17 protein-coding genes and 1 pseudogene are annotated in these 12,096 nt (G+C 42.9%); 5 read left to right on the plus strand and 13 right to left on the minus strand.

What is annotated here, in order from left to right; all coding sequences use genetic code 11:
• Window positions 1-11 precede the first annotated feature (11 nt).
• Both ACQKMP_RS22050 and ACQKMP_RS22055 read right to left on the minus strand, forming a co-directional pair.
• The gene (locus ACQKMP_RS22050) at window positions 12-1,550 is read right to left on the minus strand and encodes a DnaD domain protein (RefSeq protein WP_042191562.1); all 1,539 of its coding nucleotides are present in this window, start codon (window positions 1,548-1,550) and stop codon (window positions 12-14) included.
• 289 nt (window positions 1,551-1,839) lie between these two features.
• A complete protein-coding gene (locus tag ACQKMP_RS22055) occupies window positions 1,840-2,136 on the minus strand; it encodes a YuiB family protein (protein WP_042130887.1) in 297 nt (98 codons plus the stop codon).
• A 415-nt stretch (window positions 2,137-2,551) separates the two neighbouring features.
• On the opposite strand from ACQKMP_RS22055, the gene hemQ reads away from it, so the two are divergent.
• Window positions 2,552-3,304 carry a hydrogen peroxide-dependent heme synthase gene (gene hemQ / locus ACQKMP_RS22060; protein WP_042191564.1) on the plus strand — a complete coding sequence of 251 codons (753 nt, stop codon included), beginning with the start codon at window positions 2,552-2,554 and terminating at the stop codon, window positions 3,302-3,304.
• A 57-nt stretch (window positions 3,305-3,361) separates the two neighbouring features.
• Here hemQ and ACQKMP_RS22065 read toward each other — a convergent pair whose 3' ends face one another.
• Window positions 3,362-3,640 carry a hypothetical protein gene (locus tag ACQKMP_RS22065; protein WP_042191567.1) on the minus strand — a complete coding sequence of 93 codons (279 nt, stop codon included), beginning with the start codon at window positions 3,638-3,640 and terminating at the stop codon, window positions 3,362-3,364.
• Between the two features lies 1 nt (window position 3,641).
• Window positions 3,642-4,835, minus strand: a complete 1,194-nt coding sequence (locus ACQKMP_RS22070) for an NAD(P)/FAD-dependent oxidoreductase (protein WP_042130890.1) — start codon at window positions 4,833-4,835, stop codon at window positions 3,642-3,644.
• Between the two features lie 331 nt (window positions 4,836-5,166).
• On the opposite strand from ACQKMP_RS22070, the gene ACQKMP_RS22075 reads away from it, so the two are divergent.
• Window positions 5,167-6,141, plus strand: coding sequence for an NAD(P)/FAD-dependent oxidoreductase (locus ACQKMP_RS22075; RefSeq protein WP_094877850.1), 975 nt, complete (start codon window positions 5,167-5,169; stop codon window positions 6,139-6,141).
• Window positions 6,142-6,272: 131 nt separating this feature from the next.
• Here ACQKMP_RS22075 and ACQKMP_RS22080 read toward each other — a convergent pair whose 3' ends face one another.
• Together ACQKMP_RS22080 and ACQKMP_RS22085 are read right to left on the minus strand one after the other, a co-directional pair.
• Entirely contained in the window at window positions 6,273-6,416 is a 144-nt protein-coding gene (locus ACQKMP_RS22080; RefSeq protein ID WP_036685584.1) for a sporulation histidine kinase inhibitor Sda, read from the minus strand.
• 314 nt (window positions 6,417-6,730) lie between these two features.
• Complete coding sequence (locus tag ACQKMP_RS22085) at window positions 6,731-7,393, minus strand: YheC/YheD family protein (RefSeq protein WP_042191569.1); 663 nt, start codon at window positions 7,391-7,393, stop codon at window positions 6,731-6,733.
• Window positions 7,394-7,723: 330 nt separating this feature from the next.
• Here ACQKMP_RS22085 and ACQKMP_RS22090 point away from each other — a divergent pair, with 330 nt between their 5' ends.
• Window positions 7,724-7,933, plus strand: coding sequence for a hypothetical protein (locus ACQKMP_RS22090; protein ID WP_042191571.1), 210 nt, complete (start codon window positions 7,724-7,726; stop codon window positions 7,931-7,933).
• Window positions 7,934-8,000: 67 nt separating this feature from the next.
• Here ACQKMP_RS22090 and ACQKMP_RS22095 read toward each other — a convergent pair whose 3' ends face one another.
• Complete coding sequence (locus ACQKMP_RS22095) at window positions 8,001-8,453, minus strand: GNAT family N-acetyltransferase (protein ID WP_076285244.1); 453 nt, start codon at window positions 8,451-8,453, stop codon at window positions 8,001-8,003.
• A gap of 101 nt (window positions 8,454-8,554) precedes the next feature.
• Window positions 8,555-8,653, minus strand: a pseudogene (locus tag ACQKMP_RS22100) (iron-sulfur cluster assembly accessory protein); the annotation flags it as partial.
• 365 nt (window positions 8,654-9,018) lie between these two features.
• Here ACQKMP_RS22100 and ACQKMP_RS22105 point away from each other — a divergent pair.
• Together ACQKMP_RS22105 and ACQKMP_RS22110 are read left to right on the plus strand one after the other, a co-directional pair.
• The gene (locus tag ACQKMP_RS22105; RefSeq protein WP_427471060.1) at window positions 9,019-9,438 is read left to right on the plus strand and encodes a hypothetical protein; all 420 of its coding nucleotides are present in this window, start codon (window positions 9,019-9,021) and stop codon (window positions 9,436-9,438) included.
• A 5-nt stretch (window positions 9,439-9,443) separates the two neighbouring features.
• On the plus strand, window positions 9,444-9,758 hold the full coding sequence (locus tag ACQKMP_RS22110; protein ID WP_427471062.1) for a hypothetical protein: 315 nt from the start codon (window positions 9,444-9,446) through the stop codon (window positions 9,756-9,758).
• Between the two features lie 318 nt (window positions 9,759-10,076).
• Here ACQKMP_RS22110 and ACQKMP_RS22115 read toward each other — a convergent pair whose 3' ends face one another.
• The 5 genes from ACQKMP_RS22115 to ACQKMP_RS22135 form a co-directional block, all read right to left on the minus strand.
• Window positions 10,077-10,331, minus strand: coding sequence for a hypothetical protein (locus ACQKMP_RS22115; protein WP_427471064.1), 255 nt, complete (start codon window positions 10,329-10,331; stop codon window positions 10,077-10,079).
• Between the two features lie 193 nt (window positions 10,332-10,524).
• Window positions 10,525-10,830 (minus strand): M15 family metallopeptidase, encoded by a 306-nt coding sequence (locus ACQKMP_RS22120; RefSeq protein ID WP_427471066.1) that lies wholly within the window; start codon window positions 10,828-10,830, stop codon window positions 10,525-10,527.
• A 41-nt stretch (window positions 10,831-10,871) separates the two neighbouring features.
• Window positions 10,872-11,186, minus strand: a complete 315-nt coding sequence (locus ACQKMP_RS22125; RefSeq protein WP_427471068.1) for a hypothetical protein — start codon at window positions 11,184-11,186, stop codon at window positions 10,872-10,874.
• Between the two features lie 18 nt (window positions 11,187-11,204).
• Window positions 11,205-11,381 (minus strand): hypothetical protein, encoded by a 177-nt coding sequence (locus ACQKMP_RS22130; RefSeq protein ID WP_427471069.1) that lies wholly within the window; start codon window positions 11,379-11,381, stop codon window positions 11,205-11,207.
• 66 nt (window positions 11,382-11,447) lie between these two features.
• A complete protein-coding gene (locus ACQKMP_RS22135) occupies window positions 11,448-11,750 on the minus strand; it encodes a hypothetical protein (RefSeq protein ID WP_427471071.1) in 303 nt (100 codons plus the stop codon).
• Between the last annotated feature and the right edge of the window lie 346 nt (window positions 11,751-12,096).

Here is a 12,096-nt window from a genome sequence, read left to right on the forward strand (position 1 = left end):
CCTCTCTTTCATTACGGCGCTTGGGAAACGCCTTTTTTCTTGTTGGCTTTAATTTCTGCCGCTTTCTTCATCATCGCCGCGAATTCCTCTTCCGATACCGTTCCGGCACTTCCATCGTCCAGCACAATCGGAATTTCCGGTTTAGCGGATCGACCTGTATTTTTGGCATATGAACGTGATCGAGATCCTGCCGCCGTGTTAGTTGTAGCTCCCTTGCCTTTCACTTTGGACTGATCCCTGATATATTTTACAGCCTTTTCGTAGGTGTTCACCTGTTTAACCAGCATATTGGAAGCGATAGCCTCCACAAAATTGCGGTTCATTCGCTGTTCTCCACCTGAGGCTACCATAGTCATTAAATAATGAATAAGTACATTGATTACTTCACCGCTTAGCTTATAGTTCAAATCTATTTTCTCGAACATATCCATCAAATGACTGGGTACTGCACCTGGGAAAAAAGTTTGAAGCAGCCGCGTATAAGGTTCGTTCCGCAGCATCATATTATATTGGTGGATGTCACATTTGGACAAAAATTGTGGTGGTACTTCTACATAATACTCCATCTCTACAGATTGCTCCGGTGGTGCTATAGAATCATCATTCTCTTCAGAGGCACTGGAACGGATGGAAACAACCTTAGCAGCAGCAACTTCACGCTTTTCTTGTCGTTTCATATCCTGCCTGAAATGCTGGCTCGCTTTATATTGCAGTGCATCCAGAATAACCTCGCCATCCGGTGAGAACACGCCATCTTCATCCAGCAGACGACATAAATCCTGCGGACTGAGTTCGTACTTATGAGCTACATAGTTAATAACACCCATTTGAGTATGGTCAAAACGCAGTTTTTCTACATGAGCCCGGTTCACGGACTCCCTTGGAAAACGCAAAATAATATCACTATATCCAATCGCTTGTTCTCCAGATTCACGCATACCAGGCTGACGCACAGTGGCTACTTCTGCAAGTGCCTGCTCCAGCTCATAATCAATGACATGTGTATTAAGTTGAAAAATATCATAAAAAGGCACGGAGATATTCTCTTTGCCTATGGATCTGCGACTCCACTCTTCTGGCTCTCGATTCCAGAATTGTTCCCGTAAGGACAGCACAGCAAATTTGCCGATTTTATCGCGTAACAGCAACGTCAAATGCTGAGTGGCAAAAAAGTCAGCTGGCGATAGCGGCGGCATAAGCTCATATTCATATAAGTAATCATCGGTTTCCGGCACATAGATTCGACAGGTCTGTAGCAGACCTACCGCTTCTAACCGGGAAGCCTGATCTATTAAATATTTGCGGCCTTTCTCATTTGGTTCAACGCCTAGCGTCATAAATAATCTGCGCTGTTGCTCCACTCCAGAATAGCCAATGCTATCTGCTGGTACATGTTCAACCAGCAAGCGATAGAAACTGATTGCAAAAGCTCCTACCATAGGCTGATACACAGAGCTAAGCATACGTCCATCTATAACACTAAGACCAAATTCGCGGGAAACGCAGTACCGATGATGTTCGGTGAAATGATGTAAGTTACTCATGCGCATCTACGGATACCCCCTTGTTTTCACGAATTCATACAGGATTCTATTCTATCATAAAAAACGTCGCCGGAAATGTAAATAAACTACCAATTCCGACTCTTTTCGCTATAATCAGCTTTTTCATACGATTATCTACCTCTATTAAACAAGAAGAAACGGCTTCACTGTCCTCTGGAAGAGGAAGGTTCCGTTTCTCGCTGAATTTCAAAATGATTCTTAGCGTAGAACTAAAAGCTTATATGTTCAAAAAAACGACTCTCACATCAGAGCCGCAGGTCTTCCGATTAAATCTTTAAAACATCTTGTAACCGCCAAAGCGCAGTTTTTGAATGGTCCATCCACTCAATATAGCACCTGCAAGACCAGCGACACCAGTTAAGTAATCAACAAAGTGGAAACTGGAGAGATGCTCCCAGAGCGACATCGCGCTTCTATCCCAAATGGAATAGACTACGACGGGTAGAATAATAAGTACGAATAGATAAGCGGGAAACCAGGTTGTCTTCATTAACATGTTAAGAATAAATCCAATACCAAACATCATCACAAAGAATAAAACGGTTAGGATAAACACTGGAATAAACCCCATCTTACCGTCACTACCCCTTTCTATAAAGAAGCGCACATCTTATACGAGCTAGTAGTAAGTTTACTAGAAAAAATGTCACGAAGCAATGAACTTTATTCAAAATCAGGTCTAATTCTCTTACATCGGAATGTCATCATTTGCTCTAAGCAACTTGATTGCGATACAATGCATATAGATTAATAAATCATACATAGTCTATGATGCAGGAGCTTCGTAGCTAGTTTTACGCGACGTTATTTCAAGCGGAGCCTATGCTTCGTAAAACAAAGCGTATGCTTCCGATGTTAGTTTTACGCGATGTTATTTCAAGCGGAGCCTATGCTTCGTAAAACAAAGCGTATGCTTCCGATGCAAGTTTTACGCGACGTTATTCAAGCGGAGCCTATGCTTCGTAAAACTTTTAAGGAGTGAGATCATGAACGAAGCCGCTATGACACTGGAAGGCTGGTATGCATTGCATGACTTCCGCTCACTGAACTGGACCGCATGGACGGCAGCAGATGATGAAGAACGTGCCGTTGCTCTGGAAGAATTACATGCTTTTATGCAAGAATGGAGTCCTGTCGAAGAAGCCAAACAAGGCAGCTCCGCGGTATATTCCATCGTTGGCCAGAAGGCCGATTTCGTAATGATGTTCTTGCGCGAAAGCTTGGAAGATCTGAACCAGCTTGAGACGGCCTTTAACAAAATCGCTTTTGCTCAATATACAACTAAAGCCTATTCCTACGTAAGTATTGTTGAATTAAGCAATTACCTTGCGGGGGGCAGCGATGGTAGTGATCCTATGCAGAATCCGCATGTTATCGCACGTCTAAAACCTGTTTTGCCGCAAGCGAAGCATATTTGCTTCTACCCAATGAACAAGAAACGCGAGCTCGCCGATAACTGGTATATGCTTGATATGGATAAACGTCGGGAGCTGATGGCTTCTCACGGATTAATCGGACGTGGTTATGCGGGTAAGGTGAAACAAATTATTACCGGCTCCGTAGGTTTTGATGATTGGGAATGGGGCGTAACCCTGTTCGCTGAAGATCCGCTGCAATTCAAGAAGCTGGTTTACGAAATGCGCTTTGATGAAGTCAGTGCTCGCTACGGCGAATTCGGACCTTTCTATGTCGGCAACCTGCTGACTGAGGATTCTTTTGAAGAAATGCTTAAATTGTAATTGTTAACAAAAAGGGTGAGTCTCCAGATCTTTATGGAGACTCACCCTTTTTAAATGCTATAACGAAGTTCCTGCTTCCTCATCCTCTTCGCTGTCATCTTCATCATCACGCAGACTTTCCAAATATTCAGCCGTAGCCCTGTCACGCGCTCGCCCTTTTTCCTTTAAGCGTTCAATGCCAGGGAGAATGAGCAGATCAATTTCCTTTTGAACAACATACGCTAGATCGTACTGATTCTGATCCTCAAGATAAGATCCAACCTCAATCAGTCCGTTATATCGGTCCAATTCTTCTCGGGTCAGCAATCCACGCACCTGCACGCTGCAGTGACGCATCTTATAAGAATCTTCCTTTTTTCAGAACCAGCGGAATCCCACCGATAATGAACAAATAGCGCATATCCACAACTTTTTTCAATTGAGCTGCAGTCCAGCCCTTGTAAGTTTTGCTGCCAACTACAGCAATCCCTTGACCTTTACCTAGAGAAGCTACTGTTCCTTTATTGCTGAATGCAAATTTCTTGGGTTGTTGATTACGGATCGCAGCCACCAAATTATGTGCACAGCACTCTCCCTGTTGCATAGCAATTTGTGCCGTTGGCGGATAAGGACGCCCTTCTGGGTTAATCATCAAGGAGCCGTCTCCAATAATGAAGATATTGTCTTGGCCTGGTGCACGTAAATATTCATCTACTTTCACACGTCCACGCATAGCTTCAAATCCTGCAGCTTCAATCAGACGATTCCCTCGAATTCCGCCTGTCCAGACAATCGTAGAAGCCTTAATCTCTTCGCCTGATGCCAGAATTACACCGTTTGGTAGACATTCCTTGATCGCAACGCCCATCTTGAATGTAACACCCTTCTTAGTGAGCAAGTTCATCGCATACTCAACAAGTTCAGGAGCAAATCCAGGCAGAGCTGTTGGAGCAGCTTCTATGTTATATATATTTACCATGCTTGGATCAACGTCAAATTCTTTGCACAACCCAGGGATGCGGTCAGCTAATTCGGCCACAAATTCAATTCCGCTAAAGCCGGCACCACCGACTACGAAATTGATATGCTCCTGTGCATTGTTCTCGTTCTTATATTTGGCAAATTGATACTCAATATGTTCACGAATCAAACGAACGGAGTTGATGCTCCGGATCGTCAGTGCGTATTTATCAAGTCCTGGAATACCGAATGTTTCAGGCTCTCCGCCCAAAGCAATGACGAGATAGTCATACGAAAGAGTACCATCCTCCAAAATAATCTTTTTCTGCTGGGTACGAATTTCCTGAACAGATGACTTAACGAGATCGATCTTGAATTCATCGATTAGTTTAGAAATAGACACCCGAGTGTGTTCAATACTATCTGTACCCGCGGCAGGCATATGTAGATGGGTAGTAAAATAGTGGTACTCGTGACGGTTTACGAGCGTGACATCCGCTTCATTATAGTTCAAAGCCTTCTGTAAGCGCTGTGCGGTCAAAATACCCCCATAGCCCGCGCCTAAGATTACGATTTTGGGAATACTACTCATGTTCCGGCTCCTTCCAAGAGGTAAATCTGTCTTTGTATTTTTTATTGAAACAATGTACGGTCCTTTTTGTGAATTTATACACTTATATTTAGAAGAAATTCCAATCAAACTTAAAGGATTTCTAAATTGACCATATCCATTGTAAACCTTAGTGTACTATTAATCAAACATTAAAATACTAAAAAACGTCACATTCTTATTGTGTTCTAAAGTCTTTCTTTGCAGGTATGTGTCACAATGTTTATAATAAGAAAGAATACAAGTATGGCAAAATGAATATATCAACTCGGAGGTGTAATATCCCGTGACACAAGAGCAATCCGGCGTTCCTATGAGCGACCTTTTAATCATAGGTGGCGGTCCAGCTGGCATGTTTGCCGCATTTTACGGTGGGATGCGTCAGGCATCCGTAACACTTATTGAAAGTATGCCCCAATTGGGAGGACAACTTGCTGCACTTTATCCTGAAAAATACATTTATGATGTAGCAGGTTTTCCAAAAGTAACTGCACAAGAATTGGTTGACAACCTGACACGGCAAATGGATATGTTCCAATCGAATATCCGGCTGGAGGAGAAAGTAATTTCTGTTCAGAAACGGGACGAACGCCATTTTGTAGTTACAACTGATGTAGCAGAATATCACAGTAAAGCTATTATCATTACAGCTGGCGTAGGCGCTTTTGAACCTCGTCGTTTAGAACTGCCAGACGCAGGACGGTTTGAAAAAGCCAACCTTCATTATTTTGTAAATGATTTAAATGCCTTTAAAGATAAAAAAGTTCTGATTAGCGGTGGTGGAGATTCCGCAGTAGACTGGGCACTAATGCTGGAACCGATCGCGGAGCAAGTAACCCTGATTCACCGCCGGGATAAATTCCGTGCGCATGAGCACAGCGTAGAGAATCTGATGGCTTCCAAAGTTAACGTAATTACACCTACTGAAATTACAGAACTGCATGGTGACGAGTTTATTACTAAGGTTACCTTATCTCATATCAAGACCAAGGAAACACAAGAAATCGAAGTCGACAGTGTAATCGTCAATTTCGGATTTGTTTCCTCTCTGGGACCCATTGCAGAGTGGGGCATCGATATTGAAGGGAACTCCATTGTTGTTGACTCACGTATGGAAACGAGTATTCCGGGAATCTTTGCAGCTGGCGATATTACCACATATCCAGGTAAGCTGAAGCTAATTGCTGTAGGATTCGGCGAAGCCCCAACGGCTGTGAATAATGCAAAAGTCTACATCGATCCGGAAGCCAAGCTTTCACCAGGACACAGTAGTAATATGAAACTCTAATTCTATCTACCACAATAAAAAAGGGTATTCTGACAGGCCTATCAATACTAGCCTATCAGGATACCCTTTTATGTTTGTGACTCGCGGTTTATTTATATGTAGCCAGCTACAAAGGTATACTTTGCGCTCTTTTAATGAAGAACCGCATGAACTGGAGAGTGTAAGTTTCGTTTGCGAATCTCAACGAGTAGAAGAGCGATGAAATCATGCTCAAGTTGCAGTTCTATCGCTCTATGGTAAGAGTCTAGAAGCATCTCATCGGACAATTCAACCATAACGTTCATCTACCTTTCCTGTATTTGGATCTGAATCTATCATATCAAACTATCATTTTTCGAACAAGCGTTCGTGTTATCCACAAGTACATGTGGAAATCCTGTGTATAATATGTGCGTAAGCGTTACAAAGGTGATACCTGCACAGTGGAATATGGGGATAATAGTTATACACAGGACTGAACCACTTGTATACAGCTAAAAATATATTTTTATTGTAAATAAATTACAATATAATTTACCCCAAAAGAACGCAACTAAACGCAATTTTATCTTACTACTCTATTATCGTCAATTCTAAAATTTTTGTTAATTTACTGAGGTCTTGTATTAACCTCCAGAATCCATATTTTACCTGAATAATCCACGGCGTAATCAAAACCCAGTTCCCCTATTCCAGGGAAATGCCGCTCCATCAGTTCGATACATACGAGCGTTAGCCTGCGCATTTCTGCTTTCTTCGCTGAGGCTTTAATTCGAGGCAAGGATCTGCGAAGTCCTTCTCGACAAGAAAGCATCGTGCCACCTTTACATAAATTAGTTACGAACAGGCCAGGCCGGGCCAATCTTCCCACCATAGAGCGAAACTCCCAAACACCACCATTTCTCACTACTTTGACCCGATAATCAATAGGACGCCCACCAATTCTGGCGAGAGAAATCCCCTGTTGAATCAAATATTTACGTCTAACCTTGACGAAATGAAGCGCTCGTCTCATGGATCTAAAGTCCTTGTAAATTCGAGTTCTGTCCATATAAGTAAATCCATAACCTCGACTATCCCGAAACACTTTAATTACACCGTAGCCTCCACCGCCAACTATTGGTTTAATAACAACATTTCCGTATCTCCGGAGCATAGCTAACAGTGAGTCAGCCGAATACACCCTCGTCATTGGTATATAATGAGAAACCCTCGCGTCACTGAGCAATGCTTCTGTCTTCAACCATTTGCTAGCCAATTGTCTTCCCGACATCGTCCTTTCCCTCCTTTCACATTCCAGCCTACCCTATACATTACTCAGAAAAGGCCCCACCCTCTTGTATGATTGTCCGTGTAGGAGGAAGCTCTTAGCAAAAAGGGCTTAGAGCTTGTATCGACAACATTCTCAACCTCGCAGGTTAGATTGCAGATTTTGTAGAACCTCATTTCTGAACATTCGACATCTAAATCGCAATGGATGAGTTCACTATAACTAGAATAATCTTCAAAATCGTTGTATTATTAATAGCGGTTACATTTTCAATTCCTACTATATAATAATGAATTAGAGGCTCGCTAAAAAACAGCGCGGGGAGGGCTCGGAATGGCTCAGTTTTTCGAGGTATTATATTGGGTGGCCATGCTTGGGATGTCCATCGTATTGGCTGGAACGACTATACTGATCTGCGCTATTGGCTTTAAATTCATTAAAGACAGGCGCAGAGCACTGGGTGCTGGCTGTATTGCCTTTTCCCTTGGAGCCGCAGGGCTCATCGTGTTTATGATTAATTACAAGTTTATTATTCCAGCCTAATTGTACGCAGGAACAAACAAAAGCCCTCTCGAGGAATTCCATCGGAGGGCTTTTGTTTGTATGTCACTCATATATCTAGCGTAAGACGGATCATATCCACTACCTTGATCCCATTTTCAACAATCTCTTCACTGTAATGTCTGATAAAAAAATCTCTATCGATTCCGGTAATTCTAAATCCACATTTCTGATAAAGAGCCAGTTGTCCTACACTAGAATTCCCCGTACCCACTTCAATCGTCTTCGCACCAAGTAATCTCGCATTCTGAATCGCATGATAGACCAACTGCTTTCCTATCCCTTTACTTTGCTGATTCTCATCAACGGCTATATTTACTAGCTCCACTGTCTCAGGTCTCGTTTGTAGCAAAACATAGACACCTATAATGCAATTCTCCACTTCAGCTACAAAACATTGCCCTCTTTTTAAATACGCTTCAACAAGACTTAGGGAAGGATCGGCTAATAACAACAAATGTAAGGGTGGTTGTTCTTCTGCGTTTAATTTCCTAATTAGCATGCTTAGAGCTCCTTGTGATGACTTTTGTCATTGAGAATAAAAAAAGCCTCCAAGCTCGTGTTGTAGAACTCAACATGGGGCTTGAAGGCGTAACGTCGCGATTAGCAAGGCTCTTCGTTCGGTTTTCCTGCATCCGTAGCTGTACGGAAGCTTGAGCCACAGCCACAGGTTGCAGTAGCGTTCGGGTTATTAATGGTGAAGCGACGTTAGGCTAACGGTCGGCTTAAAACCGCGTCAGATCAACGTTTTAATTCGGTGTCGGGGATTGTTAATCCGCACAACCACTTGTTAATTACGCGCCTCTACAACGCCTAATCTCGCTAACTGTATCTTACCCTAATAACACATGTTTTGTAAACAACTGTTCCTCAATATATGGTAATATAGATAGTAATTACTTGTACTGGGGAAAAACTTCTATGATAACAGAATCAATGATGTCCACCTTAGAAGACCTAATCACCACGGGGCCACTAATAAAGGAAAAGGGTACACAAGAACAGAGTTCGGTGGATACATAACCGGTGAAGATTATCAATTCTGGATTTCTCAGAGTTTAGTTTTTATGAATAAGTATTTTAAAGATAGCCCTCTTAATGAAAAATTCCAAAAAGCTGCTGAGGTAGCTTATAACCGCGGTGAGACACATTATGAAAATATGATGGGCGTTTTAAGAGCTCTACAAAAGTTACCTATTGATGCATCCTCAAACGATATCAGTCAAGCTTTTGAAGGACAAACATATGAAAAAATATTTATAAGTCACTCTTCCTCTTACGTTGAGTATGTTGAGCAAATCATTCAGCTTCTCAATGACATTGGAATTCCAAAAAACAAAGAGAGTATTTTCTGTAGTTCCTTTGAAGGCTACGGAATACCACTCGGTGAAAAAATTTACGATTACCTAAAAGACCAATTCAATCAGAACATTCTTGTATTATCTATACTTTCTCTGACAATTACTACTCCAGTACCCCATACTTAAATGAGATGGGAGCAACATGGGCAACTGCTAGGGATTATCACTCCATACTTCTCCCTGGTTTTGAGTTTTCTCATATAAACGGAGCTATAGACCCAACTAAGATTTGCTTCAGAATAGATGACTTTCAAAAGCTAAATTCATTTAAAGACAAAATTCTTGATAAATTTAATCTTCCAGACATTTATGGGATTATACAGGAAAGAGACCGTAATAAATTTGTTGCTACTATTCAACAAATCGCTCTCCATAAGAAGCCTACGGTGCAACAGGCATTTGTAGATTTAGTAAAAGTAAAAAAATATAAAGAAAAGAAAAGATAATAAAACTAGAATTCCGTTTTATCAACAGAATTTCAAGATGTAACTATTAGCTTAGTTGGTGATAATAATTTTGAATTCGAATTATACCTCCCCTCTACCCACCTAGACGGAAAATTAATCTATGGGTATGAGAATAGAAGAGAGGTAATCGAACTGGAACTTCCAGATACTCAGGTTACAACTAAATTTTTCAGATAAATAAAATATCGAGCACCTTTGAAACAGCATTCTAGAGTAATTCTAAATAAAAAAAGGCGCAGTCCCTACGGTATCCAACCCATAAGAACTGGCCTTTTTAAATCGTTATTGCTCATCGTATTATTTCGCCTCCTTTACGAACATTCCTGCGCGATCTAGCAACGTCACGAACCGGTAGAAATCGTAGCTACCGTCCGCCGTCGTATCAACAAAGCCCGCCAGCTTAGCGTTAACACACGCCTGTGTTGCCCATACCGGAATTGCGCTCAACTTCGCCTTGCCTTCGAGCGATTCAATCCGTTTAGCTTGTGCCTGTACAACCGCAGCCTGTTCCTCCACCGTTTTCTGTAACGCGCTAAACTGCTCCGCAATCATTGAGTCATCTCCTTCGATTAATTTCAGTATCGCGTTTATCTGCGCCTGTGTCGGACATTTACCCGCGCGGTACTGTGCGGTGGATAATCCGAACGTCATTTCGAAATGCGGCAGGTCAAGGAACGTTTTCCAATCGCCTCCCCACGTTCAGCCGAGCGCCTTTGCCAGCGTACCTACTTCGTTCCAATCTGCTTTACCGTTCCGATTTACCGTCTAGCTTCGTATCCCAAGATACGGATTTCCCATCGTTCGTAAGTAACGCGAAATCAATCGCCACGCCGAAGTTATGATTCGAATATCCTCCGCGCGGATTCGTTACGATACTTCCCGGCTTCGTGCGTCCCTGTTCGTATAGCGCGTTCTGCTCCGCAAACGTATGTAACCCTTGCGTAAAGACGATCGGAATACCTAGCGTATATGACCGATCGATAAGCGCTTCGGCTGCCGCTTTGACACACGGAATAAGCCCGACCAACTTAACGGCGGATTTCGCACGCACCTGTTCAATTGTTACGCCTAGTGGCGTATTGTTGCCTATATTTACGCAGCATCCTTTCCGTGTACTATCGTTTTAATATCGCGGACATCGAGCGCCAGGTTCTCGTATTGACCGGCCAGCGCTTCGAATCGATCCGTCAGTCCTTCCGCCAGCTTCATCAAGCGATCCTCACGCGCAATTGCTTCGCTGTGCATCCGCTCGCGTTCCGACTTGGCTTCCGTACTTATGCGTTCTTCACGCGCGCGAGCTTCGTCGGACATTCGGCGCATCTCTATCCATAATGTCCACGCGATAACTGCGGCTGCTACCGCAAATATTACGTTCTTGGCGACCTCCGCCCATAGTGTTCCGTCCATAACGAAGCCGCCTCCGTTTCAGGCGCAAGATAATCCGCTAATGCGCGGACAGATTTCGTCGTCGAGCGTTTGGAGTACAGATAGGCGGGATTCAGCGTTAGGTAGTGCGGCTAGGACTGCGCTAATAGTTGCGGCGAGCTCTGGCGCTGGGTTAGCAGTATCTATCGTACATTCGAGTAATGCGCGTACTTTCATATAACATCTCCTCTACGTAAAAAGAGCCCCGCAATGGATGCGAGACTCTTCGTTATTTTGCGTATATTATTCGCCGAGCTGCGCAATCTTAGCGTCGATCTCAGTTAATTGCGCTTGAAGTTCGGTAAGCTTTACTTTGTCCTCCCTCACTTGTTGTTTATAAGCGTCCGCTGCTTCTTGATTCTGTGCGCCTAAGGTACCGTTATTAACTAGCTCTTTAGAAAGGTTTTCATGAAAGGGAATATTGTTTTCTTCATTACCTTTAATACTAGCTTCAAGTTTCGCGCTACTAGTAACGAGAGTCTCCCGCTTGCTCGTTAGTTCTGATAGAGACTTTTCGTTTATGACTCCCTTAGTCGCTTCGCCCATTATGATTTCCTTCCCTTCGACGGTTAATTTAGCGCCCGATGCTTCCGCAACCGAACGAACAGGCGCATAGGCAGTGCCGTTGATGATGATAGCGTCATCAACTTTCTTGCCATTCTTCTCTATAGTAAATAATCCTTAAACTTTTTGACCAATAAGACTTGCCGAATCTGCAAAGACAGTTACACCCGAAAATAGCAACGCGCCAACTATGACGCCGGAAATAAACTTTTTCACCTGATAACCTCCGTAATAGCATTTACCTAATAGTACCATTACGAAGCAGATGTCGTAAACGTTCCGCCGCCACTTGTTGCATTAGCTGGATTTCCGTGGTTATGATTCGGGA

This window comes from Paenibacillus sp. NPDC101420 (genome assembly GCF_050277435.1).
Classification (GTDB): domain Bacteria; phylum Bacillota; class Bacilli; order Paenibacillales; family Paenibacillaceae; genus Paenibacillus_AQ.